General features: G+C 62.1%; 14 protein-coding genes and 1 pseudogene. 12 read left to right on the forward strand and 3 right to left on the reverse strand.

From position 1 onward, the window contains the following. Positions 1-5 precede the first annotated feature (5 nt). A complete protein-coding gene (locus tag NKH70_RS00855; protein ID WP_352717365.1) occupies positions 6-1136 on the reverse strand; it encodes a fatty acid desaturase family protein in 1131 nt (376 codons plus the stop codon). Between the two features lie 135 nt (positions 1137-1271). Here NKH70_RS00855 and NKH70_RS00860 point away from each other — a divergent pair, with 135 nt between their 5' ends. The 9 genes and pseudogenes from NKH70_RS00860 (at position 1272) to NKH70_RS00900 (ending at position 9597) form a co-directional block, all read left to right on the forward strand. Then, the gene (locus NKH70_RS00860; protein WP_353024766.1) at positions 1272-2303 is read left to right on the forward strand and encodes a LacI family DNA-binding transcriptional regulator; all 1032 of its coding nucleotides are present in this window, start codon (positions 1272-1274) and stop codon (positions 2301-2303) included. A gap of 310 nt (positions 2304-2613) precedes the next feature. Next, positions 2614-3555 carry a sugar ABC transporter substrate-binding protein gene (locus NKH70_RS00865; protein WP_352451673.1) on the forward strand — a complete coding sequence of 314 codons (942 nt, stop codon included), beginning with the start codon at positions 2614-2616 and terminating at the stop codon, positions 3553-3555. Between the two features lie 114 nt (positions 3556-3669). After that, positions 3670-4746, forward strand: coding sequence for an ABC transporter permease (locus NKH70_RS00870; RefSeq protein WP_352911732.1), 1077 nt, complete (start codon positions 3670-3672; stop codon positions 4744-4746). 2 nt (positions 4747-4748) lie between these two features. Beyond that, entirely contained in the window at positions 4749-5516 is a 768-nt protein-coding gene (locus NKH70_RS00875; RefSeq protein WP_353024767.1) for an ATP-binding cassette domain-containing protein, read from the forward strand. 65 nt (positions 5517-5581) lie between these two features. Then, the gene (iolG, locus tag NKH70_RS00880; protein WP_352911735.1) at positions 5582-6583 is read left to right on the forward strand and encodes an inositol 2-dehydrogenase; all 1002 of its coding nucleotides are present in this window, start codon (positions 5582-5584) and stop codon (positions 6581-6583) included. 23 nt (positions 6584-6606) lie between these two features. Next, positions 6607-7401: an SDR family oxidoreductase gene (locus tag NKH70_RS00885; protein ID WP_352911737.1), complete on the forward strand. Its 795-nt coding sequence runs from the start codon at positions 6607-6609 to the stop codon at positions 7399-7401. A gap of 20 nt (positions 7402-7421) precedes the next feature. Beyond that, a pseudogene (locus tag NKH70_RS00890) lies at positions 7422-7499 on the forward strand (VapC toxin family PIN domain ribonuclease); the annotation flags it as partial. Between the two features lie 41 nt (positions 7500-7540). Continuing rightward, positions 7541-7783, forward strand: coding sequence for a hypothetical protein (locus tag NKH70_RS00895; RefSeq protein WP_352717171.1), 243 nt, complete (start codon positions 7541-7543; stop codon positions 7781-7783). A gap of 722 nt (positions 7784-8505) precedes the next feature. Then, the gene (locus NKH70_RS00900) at positions 8506-9597 is read left to right on the forward strand and encodes a 3-deoxy-7-phosphoheptulonate synthase (RefSeq protein ID WP_352911740.1); all 1092 of its coding nucleotides are present in this window, start codon (positions 8506-8508) and stop codon (positions 9595-9597) included. 57 nt (positions 9598-9654) lie between these two features. On the opposite strand, the gene NKH70_RS00905 is transcribed toward NKH70_RS00900, so the two are convergent. Further along, positions 9655-10764 (reverse strand): Gfo/Idh/MocA family protein, encoded by a 1110-nt coding sequence (locus tag NKH70_RS00905; RefSeq protein ID WP_352911743.1) that lies wholly within the window; start codon positions 10762-10764, stop codon positions 9655-9657. A gap of 152 nt (positions 10765-10916) precedes the next feature. On the opposite strand from NKH70_RS00905, the gene NKH70_RS00910 reads away from it, so the two are divergent. Then, positions 10917-11762, forward strand: coding sequence for a MurR/RpiR family transcriptional regulator (locus NKH70_RS00910; RefSeq protein WP_352912205.1), 846 nt, complete (start codon positions 10917-10919; stop codon positions 11760-11762). On the opposite strand, the gene NKH70_RS00915 is transcribed toward NKH70_RS00910, so the two are convergent. Further along, positions 11759-12649 (reverse strand): AraC family transcriptional regulator, encoded by an 891-nt coding sequence (locus NKH70_RS00915; RefSeq protein WP_352911746.1) that lies wholly within the window; start codon positions 12647-12649, stop codon positions 11759-11761. The two genes, NKH70_RS00910 and NKH70_RS00915, sit on opposite strands and share 4 nt — an antisense overlap. Before the next feature lie 137 nt (positions 12650-12786). Between NKH70_RS00915 and NKH70_RS00920 the strand changes: the two genes are divergently transcribed. Both NKH70_RS00920 and NKH70_RS00925 read left to right on the forward strand, forming a co-directional pair. Then, positions 12787-13515: an SDR family NAD(P)-dependent oxidoreductase gene (locus NKH70_RS00920; RefSeq protein WP_352911748.1), complete on the forward strand. Its 729-nt coding sequence runs from the start codon at positions 12787-12789 to the stop codon at positions 13513-13515. A gap of 200 nt (positions 13516-13715) precedes the next feature. Continuing rightward, positions 13716-15650: a bifunctional 5-dehydro-2-deoxygluconokinase/5-dehydro-2-deoxyphosphogluconate aldolase gene (locus tag NKH70_RS00925; protein WP_352977094.1), complete on the forward strand. Its 1935-nt coding sequence runs from the start codon at positions 13716-13718 to the stop codon at positions 15648-15650. The last annotated feature ends 29 nt before the right edge of the window (positions 15651-15679 follow it).

Genomic DNA, 15679 nt, shown 5'->3' on the forward strand with positions numbered 1-15679 from the left:
GCTTGTCATTCGGCAGCCACAGCAGCGGCAGCGTTATCCCTGTGGAAGTCCTCGCGATAGGGCCTCGCCGTCGGCGGCAGTTCGCGCTTGATGAAATAATCCTCATTGCGCAGCTGGCGCAGGAAAGCCGGTATCATCTCGCGGTAGCCGGCCAGGATGGACGGCGTCGGCGCCGGCAGATCGTGCTTGATCAGTTCATGCAGCCTGGGCAGCGCATGATAGGGCACCATGGGAAACATGTGATGTTCGACGTGGTAGTTCATGTTCCAGTAGATGAAGCGGCTTATCGGGTTCATGTAGACGGTGCGGCTGTTGAGCCGGTGATCGGTGACGTTTTCGGCCAGGCCGCCATGCTGCAGCAGGCCGACCATGACATGATGCCAGGCACCGTAAAGCCTGGGCAGACCGACCAGCATCAGCGGCAGGAACGAGCCCGTGTAGAGCGCCAGCGCAATGGTCGCGGCATAGATTGTCGTCCAGATGCGGGCAATGCGGATTGCCTTCGGCTGCTCCTGGTCGGGAATGAATGTTCCTTCGGCCGGGCTGATGATGCCGGCTGCATTGCGCAGCATGTCGCTCATCGCATGCCAGGCATCGAGAATACCGACGAAGTTGAGAACGACGCGCAGCAGATCGGGCGGCCGCATGACCGAGATCTCCGGATCGCGGCCGACGATGATGGTATCAGTGTGATGGCGCGTGTGGCTCCAGCGCCAGGTCACCGGGTTGCGCATGATCATGAAGCAGGCGACCTGATAGACCACGTCGTTCATCCACTGCGTCCTGAAAGCGGTGCCGTGGCCGCATTCGTGCCAGCGTGAATCGGTGGAGGAACCGTAGAGGACGCCGTAGACGAAGAAGAACGGCACACACCACCAACTGCCCCAGAACCAGACGGCGCCGGCGCCGCTCAGGACTAAGGCGCCGAGCCAGATGATGGTATCGCGGATTGCCGGGCCGTCGGAGCGCTGCATCAGCTCCTTCATCTGCTTGCGCGGCACGTCGGTGTGATACCACTCGGCCGCCGCCAGCCCGCTCTCGACGGCGAGCTTCGCGTCGCGGCCGATCAGGCTGTAGTCGCGTCGGGACGCTGCTGCGGAGCTCGTATTCCCGGTTCGGAGTCCAATATCCACCATGGCGGAGGCCTCGATCATATTCGGTCAGCGTTCAAAATAACGCCGAGCCCTGATAGGCTCAATATCACAAAGATAGTTTCTATCATTTTCCATCAGAATGGTGTAAAAGGAGCCGGACAGTAGAGCGAGGCAGCGATGGCGAAACGGCCGACGATCACCGACCTGGCACGCATTTCGGGGGTCAGCGTTGCCACCGTCGACCGGGTGCTGAACAACCGCTTGCCAGTGCGCGAGGAAACCGCACGCCGCGTCTATGAAGCGGCGACCAGCATCGGCTATCACGCAGCCGGATTGATCAAGCGGCGGATGCGCCATGAATTGCCCGAATACCGGCTCGGGTTCCTGCTGTTGAGGCGGGAGGACGTCTTCTACAGTGAATTTGCCCGCGAGCTTGAACTGGCGGTATCGCAGTCGCCGCGCTTTCGCGGCGTGGCCACCATCGACTTCGCCGCTTCGCTGGCGCCGGACGAGATCGTCGAGCGGATGCGCAAGCTGGCCGCCAAATCCAGGGCCGTCGCCCTGGTCGGGCCTGATCACCCGACGCTGACGGTCGCCGTCGAGGCTCTCAAAGCCAATGGTGTACCGGTGTTCTCCCTGCTTTCCGACTTTGCGTCCGGTATTCGCGAGGGCTATGTCGGCCTCGACAATCGCAAGGTTGGCCGCACCGCTGCCTGGATGATCTCGAAGGCCGCGAAGAGACCTGGCAAGGTCGCCCTCTTCGTCGGCAGCCATCGCTTCCACGGCCATGAGCTTCGCGAGATCGGTTTTCGCTCCTTTTTTCGCGAGCAGGCGCCGGAATTCACTCTCCTCGAGACGTTGGTCAATCTGGAAGCGAACCAGATCACGCATGATGCAATGATCGAGCTTCTGGCCCGCCACCCCGATCTCGCCGGTTGCTATGTCGCCGGTGGCGGCATGGAAGGCGCGATCTCGGCGCTGAGGGAGGCAAAGCCGGCTGAGATGCCGGCGGTCGTCTGCAACGAGATCACGCCCGACTCCCGCGCGGCGCTGGCAGATAATTTCCTGACGATGGTGATCTCGACGCCACTGGCGGCGCTTTGCCGCGAGCTTGTCGGGCTGATGGCGCACGCCATCGAGACCGGCGCTGCGAATGCGCCGGGTCAGACCTTTCTGCCCTTCGACATTTATCTGCCGGAAAACATCTGACGTCGCGGTCATTGGCGGCACACATGATGTAATCTATCAGAACGCTTTCAGGCCTGGCTTGCCTGAGCGTTCGTCTAAAAGCGCTCGAAATGCCGAAAATCCATTGCTCTTGGCGAAATCTCGCTTGACGCCCACGCGAAATGGAATAAATATTTCACCAACTGAGCATTTTGGTTCTTTCGTTCCGGAAGATCTGTTTCAGGCAAATGCCTTCCGGAACTGAAAATGGCAATCGGGAGAGAATTCCCTGCGAGATCGGGGATTCCGGGTAAATCGGTGCAGCCGGACACCAATGTGGAGGAGAAATAAAATGAAAAAACTGCTTTTGGGCGTCGCGTTCGCGGCGCTGATGAGTTCGTCCGCCTTTGCAGCCAAGATCGGCGTGTCGATGGCGTTGTTCGACGACAATTTTCTCACCGTGCTGCGCAACGGCATGATCGAGCAGGCCAAGGGCATGGACGGCGTCGAGCTGCAGGTGGAGGATGCGCAGAACGACGTCGCCAAGCAACTCGACCAGATCAAGAACTTCGCCGCCTCGGGCGTCGACGCCATCATCGTCAACCCGGTCGACACCTCGGCCACCCAGGCGATGTCGGACGCAGCCGCCGCTGCCAAGATTCCGCTGGTCTATGTCAATCGCGAGCCGGTCAACGTCGACACGCTGCCCGAAAACCAGGCCTTCGTTGCCTCGAACGAAGCCGATTCCGGGACGCTCGAGACCAAGGAGGTCTGCCGCCTGTTCAAGGAGGCCGGCAAGACTGAAGCCAATGTCTATGTGATCATGGGCGAGCTGTCGAACCAGGCAGCGGTGCAGCGCACCAAGGACATTGACGACGTGATCGCCACGCCGGAGTGCAGCTTCATCAAGATCATCGACAAGCAGACGTCGAACTGGAAGCGCGAAGAAGCGCAGAACCTGATGACCAACTGGCTGTCGACAGGCAAGCCGTTCGACGGCGTCATCGCCAACAATGACGAAAGCGCCATCGGCGCCATCCAGGCGATGAAGGCCGCCAACATCGACATGAAGTCGGTTGTCGTCGGCGGCGTCGACGCTACCCAGGATGCGCTTGCGGCGATGCAGGCGGGCGACCTCGATGCGACGGTGTTCCAGGACGCAGCCGGCCAGGGCGCCGGCGCGCTTGACGCAGCGCTCAAGCTGGCGAAGGGCGAGAAGGTCGAGCACAAGGTCTACATCCCGTTCCAGCTGGTCACGCCTGCGAATATCGACAAGTTCCTGAAGAAGAACTGAGGCGGACCTGTCCGATACGGAGCGGCGCGCCAAAGTAAGACAGCGCCGCTCCGCTTTTTCCCTCTCGGCCTGAACAGCGCCGAGTGGAGACCGTGGCTGACGGAGGAAGCACGATTGGCACAGACATCTCACGGCGTCGGCGGGCTCAGCTATGATGCGAAGCGGCGCGCATGGCCAGCCGAATTCAACGTCTTCCTGGCGCTCGTCATCCTCGTCGGCGCTTTCGAACTGATCGGCCGGGTTTTCCTGGGCGACAGCTTCCTGTTCAATACCCGCGACAATATCGATGCGATCTTCAACGAGGCGCGCCTGCAGATCATCATCCTGCAGGTGTCGATCGTCGGCATCATTGCCATCGGCGTGACGCAGGTAATCATTACCGGCGGCATCGACCTGTCCTCGGGTTCGATCGTCGGCGCCACGGCGATGATCGCCATGAGCTTCGCCCAGGTGGCGACGGTCAACGGCAACCCGAACCCCAAGGCAATGTTCATCGCCCAGGGCTGGACCGACCTGCCGGTGATCGTGCCGGTGCTGGTCGCGATCGGCTGCGGTCTGCTGGCCGGCCTGGTCAACGGTGCATTGATCGCCTACACGCGCATTCCGCCGTTCATCGCCACGCTCGGCATGATGGTCACCGCGCGCGGCATCGCCAAATGGTGGTCGAAGGGACAGCCGATCTCGTTTCCGACCGAGAGTTTCGCCTCCATCGGCAAGGGGCTGATGCCGGTCATCATTTTCATATCACTCGCGGTGCTGTTCCAGCTGATCCTGAGCTACACCAAATATGGCAAGCACTGCTATGCAATCGGCTCCAATGAGGACGCCGCGCGCATGTCCGGCATCAACATCGCCAACCACAAGATCCTCGTCTACGTCATTGCCGGCGTCCTCGCCGCGCTCGCCGCCGTGGTGCTGAGCTCGAAAAATCTCACCGCCCAGGCCGGCATGGGTGTGATGTACGAGCTCGACGCGATCGCCATGGCGGTTATCGGCGGCGTGTCGCTGTCGGGCGGTCGCGGCTCGATTATCGGGACGGTGATCGGCTCGCTGATCTTCGGCGTCATCATCTCCGGCTTCACCTTTCTGCGCCTCGACGCCTATTATCAGGAGATGGTCAAGGGCGTTATCATCGTCGGCGCAGTCGTACTCGACCAGTGGCGCCAACGCCTGCGGGCAATGAGGGCTTGATCATGTCGGACGTCGTGCTGAAAACCGAAAACCTGACCAAGCATTATGGCGGCGTCCATGCGCTGGAGGGTGCCAATTTCGAGCTGCGCAAGGGCGAGCACGTCGCCATCATGGGCGACAACGGCGCCGGCAAATCGACCTTCGTGCGCCAGATTGCCGGTGTCGAGCAGCGCACCAACGGCAAGATGTGGTTCGACGGCAAGGAAGTGAATTTCGCCGGCCCCATCGAAGCCCGCGAGGCGGGCATCGAGACGGTGTTTCAGAACCTGGCGCTCGCCGACGACCTCGACGTGCCGTCGAACCTGTTCCTCGGCCGCGAGCGGGTGCTGTTCAATCTAGGACCCTTCTCGATCCTCGATCGCAAATTCATGCGCAAGGCGACCGAGGCAGCCTTGGTCCGCACCGCGGTCAAGATTCCCAATCTTTCCAACACCATCCGCCACATGTCGGGTGGCCAGCGCCAGTGCGTGGCAATCGCCAGAACCGCGACCTTTGCTTCCAAGCTCATCATCATGGACGAGCCGACGGCGGCACTCGGCGTGCAGGAGACGATGCAGGTCGAAAACATCATACGCACGCTGAAGGAGAATGGCGAACCGCTAATCCTGATCTCTCACAATATGCGCCAGGTGTTCGATCTGGTCGACCGTATCGTCGTTTTCCGGCGCGGCCGCATCGTCGCCAATTTGCGCAAGCAGGACACCGACGGCAACGATATCGTCTCCTACATCACCGGCGCCAAGACCGGGCAGGCGGAACTTGCGGCCTAAGGGCCAACGCTGAGCCACAGGCGCTGACGCCTTCCCTTCCAAACCATCCTCAAAGGAAATTCTTCATGCCTCTTCGCTTTGCTCTTCTCGGTGCCGGCCGTATCGGCAAGGTCCATGCTCGCGCCGTTGGTTCCAATCCGCAGGCCAGGCTGGTTGCGGTTGCCGACGCGTTCGAGAAGGCGGCGACCGATCTGGCCTCTGCCTATGGCGCCGAAGTGCGCAGCATCGATGCCATCGAGAAGGCCGGCGATATCGATGCGGTCATCATCTGCACGCCCACCGACACTCATGCCGATCTGATCGAACGCTTCGCCAAAGCGGGTAAAGCGATCTTCTGCGAAAAGCCGATCGACCTCGACGCCGCCAGGGTGGAACAATGCCTGGCCGTCGTCGACAAGGCTGGCGCCACCCTGATGGTAGGCTTCAACCGCCGCTTCGATCCGCACTTTGCCGCCGTGCGCAAGGCGATCGACGACGGCGCCATCGGCACGGTCGAGATGGTGACCATCACCTCGCGCGATCCCGGCCCGCCGCCGCTCGACTATATCGGCCGCTCGGGCGGCATTTTCCGCGACATGACCATTCATGATTTCGACATGGCGCGCTTCCTGCTCGGCGAGGAGCCGGTGGCGGTCAGCGCGCACGCTTCGGTGCTGGTCGACAAAAAGATCGGCGAGGCCGGCGACTTCGACAGCGTCAGCGTCATCCTCGAAACTGCCTCCGGCAAGCAATGCGTCATCTCCAACTCGCGCCGCGCCACCTATGGCTACGATCAGCGCATCGAGGTGCATGGCTCGAAAGGCATGATTGCGGCCGAGAACCAGCGGCCGGTGTCGATCGAACTGGCCAATGAAAAGGGCTATACGCGGCCGCCGCTGCACGATTTCTTCATGACCCGTTATCTCGACGCCTATGCCAACGAGATCGCCGCCTTCATCGCGGCAGCGACGTCAGGCAAGAAGGCGGCGCCGAGCGGCAAGGATGGGCTGGTGGCGCTCAGGCTGGCAGATGCGGCGCTGAAATCGGCCAAGGAAGGCAAGACCGTCCGCCTCGACAAAACAATCTGACTATCAAACACAGGAGCAAGGCGATGAACGGTTCAGCCGGTCGCAATTCCGAAACACGCGCCATCGTCACCGGCGGCGCACAAGGCATCGGCTTTGCCGTCGCCGAAGCGCTGGCCGATGAGGGCTGCCGGGCACTGGCGCTGATCGGCCGCTCGCAGGAGAAAGGCGACAAGGCTGTCGCCGCCCTCAAGCGGGCAGGCGTCGATGCAATCTTTATCAGCGCCGACGTCTCAGAGGTGGCCGACTGCAAGCGTGCGGTCGAAACGGCGATTGGCCATTTCGGTACCGTCAACGCGCTGGTCAACGCCGCCGCCACCTCGGCCCGCGGCTCGCTGGTCGAGACCTCCGAGGATCTGTTCGACCAGATATTCCAGACCAATGTGCGCGGCCCGTTTTTCTTGATGCAGGGAGTGGTGGCGCATTTGCTGGCGCGCCAGGCACCGGGCTCGATCGTCAACGTGCTGTCGATGTCGGCGCATTGCGGCCAGTCGTTCCTGGCACCCTATTCGTCGAGCAAGGGAGCGCTGGCGACACTGACCAAGAATGTCGCCAATGCCTATCGCGGCAATCGCATCCGCTGCAATGCGGTGCTGCCCGGCTGGATGGATACTGAGGGCGAGGCGATCGTGCAGAAGAAATGGCATGACGCGCCGGACGACTGGCTGGAGAAGGCCGAAGCCGCGCAGCCGATGGGCCAATTGGTGAAGCCGGCGCAGCTTGCCCGACTGATCAGCTACATGATCAGCCCGCAGTCCGGCGTCATGACCGGGTCGCTGGTCGACTACGATCAGAACATCGCAGGGTCGTCGCCGGAATAGGATCAACCGAGTAGCCGCAGGAGCTCACCTTGGCAACGCGTAACACGAAGGATTTCGAAGGCTTTGGAATTGAACTCGTCGATCCCTGGACTGCATGAACCGCTCGGCGCAGCATGTTGGGCCTCGAAAGTGACCCGAGATGCATCCATACTGGATCAGGATAAGCGGTAGCCTTGGCGTTAGCGTTACCGCCCGGTCGGAAGCCGATGCCCTACAACTCTTCGCCCTTGCCTACGGGATCCGCCAAGAAATTATCAGTATCGAGATCATCAAGGACATGAACGATCTCGACCAGAACCATGTCGTGCCCAATTTGGGTGCGGCCAACTGGTTTCGTCGCGGCATCTGGTATCCTCAAGGTTTGGAACACATTGCAAACTGAGACACGACCTTCTCGGCTCGTGACAGATCGGAGGCGCTTGCGCTTAAATCCCGAATGCCTTGGCGACTAGCGGAAACGCCCATCGCTTCTTCATCGCGGGGCGAAGCAAGGAGCGAAGCGGCGCGGCGCAGACCCCGAGATCCATATGTGACTTCAAAGCATTGCAGCGGCGCAGAATGCTGCTCCCCTACGGCTGAGCCCATAAAGGGTGTCAGTCTACCCGGCACGCGCGACGAGCGAAGCGAAAAGAAGGAAGAGGCCAGGGGCACTCAAAACAAAAACAGCAATGAACAGCACAAAGCGCCAGCCAAGAGTCAAATTTGGAGACCTCAAGCCATAGACGATTCCGGCCATCGCCAATACGAACGCCACGATTATGAGAAGATGGTATCCTTGGGGCTCTGGCATAACCTTTGATTTCGCTTTCGCGCCGCATTCGGTGGAGCGGCTTCGTGTCAAGCATAAAGCGGTTTGGCTTAGGTGACGATGGACGACATGTCACATTTCAAGCCGAGCCACCTGGCACGTGACAAGCGCCTCCGCATCGACTATATCAGCCCTCATGATCAACCTGACCGCCAAATATTGGTACTTTATGAGCTCGCTGGCGGCGGGAGGATTGCGCTCGATCTGAAGATTGCAGCAACAACATCCGAACAGCCGCCAGACCTGGCGGCTTTTTTGTTTCAGCCGGCAGGTCTCCCAATCAGGAGCAGAATGCCGTGTTGACGACCACAGACGATCTTCGGGTCAAAGAAATAAGGGAATTGAGCACGCCGGACGAGGTGATGCGGGAGATACCGCGCACGCTGACCGCGACGCGCACCGTTGCCGCGTCACGCAACGCCATCCACACCGTGCTGACCGGCATCGACGATCGGCTGGTGGTCGTCGTCGGCCCTTGTTCGATCCACGATCCGGCCGCTGCCGTAGACTATGCCAGCCGCTTGGCATCGCTGCGTGAAAGCCTGTCGGATCGGCTGGAGATCGTGATGCGCGTCTATTTCGAGAAACCGCGCACGACGGTCGGCTGGAAGGGCCTGATCAACGATCCCGACCTCGACGGCAGCTTCAACATCGACAAGGGGCTGCGGATGGCCCGCAACGTGCTCGCCGCCGTCAACAATCTCGGTCTGCCGGCGGCGACCGAATTCCTCGACATGGCCACTCCGCAATATATCGCCGACCTCGTCGCCTGGGGCGCGATCGGCGCGCGCACGACCGAGAGCCAGATCCATCGCGAACTGGCATCGGGCCTGTCCTGCCCGGTCGGCTTCAAGAACGGCACCGACGGCAATTTGCGGATCGCGGCCGAGGCCGTGAAATCCGCCGCCCAGCCGCATCATTTCATGGCGGTGACGAAGGGCGGGCGCAGCGCCATCGCGACGACCACCGGCAACGAGGACTGCCACGTCATCCTGCGCGGCGGTATTGTGCCGAATTATGACGCGGCCAGCATTGCTGCTGCCTGCGCGGAACTCGGCCGGATTGGCGTGGCGCCGCGGCTGATGATCGATGTCAGCCACGCCAACAGCAGCAAGAAGCCGGAAAACCAGCCAGGGGTGGCGGCCGACGTGGCTGGCCAGGTCGCGGCAGGCGACGAGCGCATCATCGGCGTCATGATCGAGAGCAACCTTGTCGCCGGCCGGCAGGACGTCATGCCCGGCAAGCCGCTCGTCTATGGCCAGAGCATCACCGATGGCTGCATCGACTGGGCAGCCACCGAGACGGTGCTTCACGGCCTTGCCGACGCCGTCGAGCGGCGCCGGTCGGTGCGCCGCGCCATGATCGCCGGCCGTCCGGGAGCCGCCTGAGGCAGCCAATGCCCCTTCTCCCCTTGTTGTGGGAGAAGGGCAACCGGCGCCCAGCAATTACCGCACTGCGATCCAGCGCTGTTCCGCGAACGAGCGCGCCATCGCGTGCACGGTGCGCTCGATCTCCAGGCCTTCGTCGAAGTCGATGATCCGCGCCGGCTTGCCGGCAAGCCGCGTCAACAGTTCCCAGCATTCGATGATCTTGAGATCATTGAAGCCAAGGCCGTGGCCGGGTGCCGGCAGGAAGGCGTCGTAAGGCGTATGGTGCGGCGCCACCAGGATGGTGCGATAGCCTTGCTCGGTCGGCCGGTCGGCTGTCAGATAGAGTTGGAACTCGTTCATCCGCTCCTGGTCGTACAGGATCGAGCCCTTCGAACCAAAAATCTGGATGGCGATCCGGCCCTTGCGGCCCCAGGCCGAACGGTTGACCAGCAACGTGCCGGCAATGCCGTTTTCGAGATGCATCAGGATGCTGGCGATGTCATAGGTCTCGACGGCGCGGCGCCCGCCCGAGGCGACGCGGCGGTCGGCATAGGGTCTGGCCATGTCGCACATGACGCGGGCGACACGGCCGAACAGTACGGCAATGAGCGACAGCGGATGTACGGCGAAATCGTCGAGCGCGCCGTAACCGGACGCCGCCTCGTGCTTCCAGAAGAACAGCGCCTCCGGATCGGCCATGAAGTCCTCGTCCATCTCGATACGCAGATGGTTGACCTCGCCGATGATCTTCTCGTCGAGCAGCGCACCGATGTGGCGGATCGCGGGATTTTGGATGTAGTTATAGCCAAGCGCGGCCACCTTGCCGGATTTTTGGGCCGCCGCAGCCATCGCTTGCGCCTCCGCAAAACTTGGCGCCATCGGCTTCTCGCACCACAGATGCTTGCCGGCTTCGAGGATGGCGATGGCCATTTCCGGGTGGAACTGGTTTGGCGTGGTCAGCGAGATGACATCGACATCGGGATCATCGACCACCGCACGCCAGTCGCCGGATGCCTTGGCGAAGCCGAATTCGCTGGCGCGGCGTTTGGCAAGGTCCTCGTTGACCTCGCCCAGATGGACCAGCCTTGGCTTGTCGACATCGGGAAAGACGGTGCCGACCGCGTTCCAGGCAATGGCGTGGCACTTGCCCATGAAGCCCGTGCCGATAAGACCTACCCTGACCATCTGCCTTGCCTCCCTGTGTGCAAACTTATGTGGATGAATTAGTCCATTTTGTTTGCAAATGGAACGCTTGCCTCATTTTTTATGGTGTTCTTGCACAGGCCCGCTATGATGGGGCACAGAGGGAACCGACGATGAGCCTGGGCGGAGCGACGATGGACGAACGGGTGCCTCGCGATTTCGAAACGCTGCGGGCGACGATCCTGGAGCGGCGTCAGAGCCTGCCGAAACGTATCGCCCAGATCGCCGCCTATGCGCTCGATAACCCCGACGATATCGCCTTCGGCACCGCTGCCAGCATCGCCGCTTCCGCCGGTGTCCAGCCTTCGACCCTGATCCGCTTTGCCCAGCAGCTTGGCTTTGACGGTTTCACCAGCCTGCAGCTGGTGTTTCGCGAGCGCCTGCGCGAGCGCAACTCATCCTACGATGAAAGGCTGGCGGCATTGCGCGCCAAGGCCGACGAAGGCGCCGGCCACCGCGCGATTTTCGACGGTTTTGTCGCCGCAGCCAGCACCTCGCTCAACGACATTTCGCGCACGCTGAATGAAGACCATTTCGAAGACGCGATCGCCGTGCTGGCCAAGGCGGAAACCATTTATGTGCTGGCCAAGCGGCGCTCCTACCCGGTCGCCTCCTACATTGCCTATGCATTGGGCAAGCTCAAGATCCGCAACCAGCTGATCGAATCGGCCGCCGGCCTGAACGCGGAGATGATCGGCTTTGCCTCTCCAAGGGATGCCGTCATCGCCATCAGCTTTTCGCCCTATGCCCCGGCCACCATCGAGGAGGCGCGCGTCATTTCGGAGCAAGGCGTGCCGATCGTGGCGATTACCGACAGCTCCTTTTCGCCGCTCGCCCAGTTCGCCAGGGTCTGGTTCGAGGTCGCCGAAGCCGATTTCGCCGGCTTCCGCTCGCTGTCGGCGACGATGGCTTTGGCTATGGCGCTGACCGTCGCAGTCGGCGAGAAGCGGCGCGATAGCGGCAGGAAGCGCAAGGCCTAGATCACCTCTATTGCCGTTTCGCCTTCTGCCAAAAGCCGCGCTGCGTCGCGGGCAGGCGGCGACCCGAACTGGCGGGCATATTCCCGGCTGAACTGGGAAGCACTCTCATAGCCGACAGCGAAGGCGACACGCGCCACGTTGCCCGGCTGGGCAATCAGCAGATGGCGGGCTTCCAGCAAGCGGATTTGCTTTTGATACTGGACTGGGCTCATGGCCGTCGCCGCCTTGAAGTGACGATAAAACGCAGCACTGCTCATATGGGCGATTTCAGCCAGATCCCCGACCCGGACCGGCTGATGGGGATGCGAACGGATCCAGGCGATCGCCTGGCCAATTCGGGACAGATGGCCATCGGCGCGCGCAAGTTCACGAAGCTTTCCGCCTTGCGGACCTTGCAGGAGCCGAAACAGCATCTCCCGCTTGAGCATGGTCGCGAGCACGGGAATCTCCGCTGGCCGGTCAAGCAGCCGCATCATTCGACGGAGCGCGTCGAGCAGGTCGTCATCAACGGGAGAGATGGAGAAACTGTCGCCGCCGAGGGCTGGCGCGTGCTCGACGAGGAGGGCGGCGACGGCTTGCAGGTCAAGGGTCAAGCCAATGGCCAGATAAGGACGCGCCGCGCTCGCTTCGATTATCTGGCTGATAGTGGGCGTCTCGACAGTGTAGATGAAATAGCTGGCCGGCTTGTAACGAAGAGCCCGGTCGCCGATCAGAACCGTCTTCGCGCCCTGCAATACGAATAAGATCCCCAACCCCCACACCCCTGGCAATGGCGGCGTGGCAACTTCGCTGCGGCCGATCGAAACGCGGGGAACCGCCGTGCTTGTTCGTCGCCCGCGCGCATGGCGGCCGGCGATCTCGATCAACTCCTGCAGCGCCTCGCTCATTGCGCCAGCATCGCGCATTCGCACCGGCCGCGCAACAGCGTGAGAGGATTAGGCAAGAGCCTGAGAATTTCCGGCGCGCGGCGCCCGCTGCCTCGCGCCATTTGTGGGTCTTCCACAAGAATAATGGAGACACCGAAATGACGACTTCGAAGACCGCGCTGGTGACCGGCGCCAACAAGGGTATAGGCCGCGAAATCGCCCGGCGACTGGCGACCATGGGCTTCAAGGTCTGGCTCGGCGCCAGGAGCGCCGAACGCGGCATGGCGGCGGCGCAGGCATTGCGCGCGGAAGGCCTCGACGCAGAGTGGCTTGAACTCGACGTCACGCAGGATAACAGTGTTGCGGCGGCAGCCAAGGCACTCGGGCAGGCCAGCCCCTGCCTCGACGTGCTGGTGAACAACGCCGGCGTCGCCATCAATTACGACCTGCCGCCGAGCCAGCAGCGGATCGCCGACATCCAGGCCACTTACGACGTCAATGTCTTCGGCCCCATCCGCGTGACCCAGGCATTCCTGCCGCTGCTGCTGGCAGCACCTGCTGCCCGGATCGTGATGGTGAGCAGCTCCACCGGGTCCATCGGCCGGGCGCTGGATCCCGCCACCGCGAACCACGCCGTCAATATGATGGGTTACGGCAGCTCCAAGACAGCCTTGAACGCCATCACCGTGGCCTTCGCCAGGGAGCTCGCGCCCCAAGGCATCAAGGTCAACGCCGCGGCGCCCGGCTACACCGCCACCGATCTCAACGGGTATAAAGGTCACCGCACGGTGCAGCAGGCGGCCGAGATCGTCATTCACCTGGCGACCTTGGACGCCGATGGCCCGACCGCCGGGTACTTCAACGATGATGGCCCGCTTCCTTGGTAAATCAGCTGGTTTCAGTGGCAGACCCTTGACGTTCGTCTGACTTCAAAGTTTCTGAACGCGCGAGCTTTGCACAGCACTTTTCAGCCTTGGGAATGCTCGTTCCATATTGACTATGGATTGGAATTATTATTTCATATTGCCGGCGCCACGTTGCCGCTCGCGCGTGTTACCCAAGACAACAAAGCCGATGGGAGGTTCGAATGGGCGAAGCCGTGGAAGCGAGACATGCGCCGCTCGACATCATCACGATCGGCCGCGCTTCCGTCGATCTCTATGGTCAGCAGATCGGCTCGCGCCTCGAGGACATTACTTCCTTTGCCAAGTCGGTCGGCGGCTGTCCAGCCAACATCGCAGTCGGCACTGCCAGGCTCGGCCTGCGCTCGGCGCTGCTCACCCGCGTCGGCAATGAGCAGATGGGCCGCTTCATCCGCGAGCAGCTGACCCGCGAGGGCGTTTCGGTCCAAGGCCTCAAGACCGATCCGGAGCGGCTGACTGCCCTGGTGCTGCTGTCGGTCGAGGATGAAGGCGTCTCGCCGATGATCTTCTATCGCAGCGATTGCGCCGACATGGCGCTTTCGGAAGACGACATCGATGAGGCCTTCATCGCTTCGGCACGCGCGGTCGTCGTCACCGGCACGCATTTTTCGCGACCCAACAGCGACGCCGCCCAGCGCAAAGCGATCCGTGCCATGAAGGCCAAGGGCGGCAAGGTGGTGTTCGACATCGACTACCGCCCCAACCTGTGGGGCCTCGCCGGCCACGCCGAAGGCTTTGAGCGCTATGTGAAATCCGACCGCGTCTCGGCGCAGTTGAAGACGGTGCTGCCCGACTGTGACCTCATCGTCGGCACCGAAGAGGAGATCATGATCGCCTCGGGCGCAGACGATTGCCTGAGTGCGCTGAAAACCATCCGCTCGCTGTCGGCGGCAACCATCGTGCTGAAGCGCGGCGCCATGGGTTGCATCGTCTATGACGGGCCGATCAGTGACGACCTCGAGGACGGTGTCGTCGGCAAGGGGTTTCCGATCGAGGTCTACAATGTGCTCGGCGCCGGCGACGCCTTCATGTCGGGCTTCCTGCGCGGCTGGCTCGGCGAGGAAAGCCTGGCGACGGCGGCGACCTGGGCCAATGCCTGCGGCGCCTTTGCCGTGTCGCGGCTGCTCTGCGCACCGGAATACCCGACTTTCGAGGAATTGCAGTTCTTCCTGAAAAACGGCAGCAAGCATCTGGCGCTGCGCAAGGACGAGGCGATCAACCACATCCATTGGGCGACCACGCGCCGGCACGACATCCCCTCGCTGATGGCGTTCGCCTGCGACCACCGCGTCCAGTTGGAGGACGTCGCGGCAAAAGCCGGCGCCGATCCGTCGCGAATACCAGCTTTCAAGGTGCTGACGGTCAAGGCTGCGGCCAAGGTCGCGGCCGGCCGCGGCGGCTACGGCATGCTTCTCGACGAAAAATACGGACGCGAGGCGATGTTCGAATTCGCCCACCATTCCTTCGCCTGGCTCGGCCGGCCGGTCGAGCTGCCGGGTTCGCGGCCGCTTCGCTTCGAGTTCTCGCAGGACATAGGTTCGCAACTGACCGAATGGCCGGTCGACCACTGCATCAAGTGCCTGTGCTTCTATCATCCCGACGATCCCGCGGCGCTGAAGACCGAACAGCAGCAGAAACTGCGCGCTTTGTTCGAGGCCGCGCGGAAAGTGGGCAGAGAACTTCTGGTGGAGATCATCGCCGGCAAGCACGGCAAGCTCGACGACATGACCATCCCGCGCGCGCTCGAGGAACTCTACGCACTCGGCATCAAGCCCGACTGGTGGAAGCTCGAACCACAGGCATCGGCCGGCGCATGGGCAAAGATCGAGGCGGTGATCCTGAAGAACGATCCCTGGTGCCGCGGGATTGTGCTGCTCGGTTTGGAAGCGCCGCAGGACGAGCTGGAAGCGGCCTTTGCCGCCACCGCCAAGGCGCCCATCGTCAAGGGCTTTGCCGTCGGCCGCACCATCTTCATCAACGCGGCCGAACAATGGCTGGCCGGCAAGATGTCGGACGATGAGGCGGTTGCCGACATGGCATCTCGCTTCGAGAGACTGACCGAGGCGTGGCTTGCCGCGCGCGGCCGCAAAGCAGCATAAGAAGGCGCGGCAATAAGGACTGCGGAGGA

The sequence above is a fragment of the Mesorhizobium sp. M0991 genome (genome assembly GCF_040318915.1).
Classification (GTDB): domain Bacteria; phylum Pseudomonadota; class Alphaproteobacteria; order Rhizobiales; family Rhizobiaceae; genus Mesorhizobium.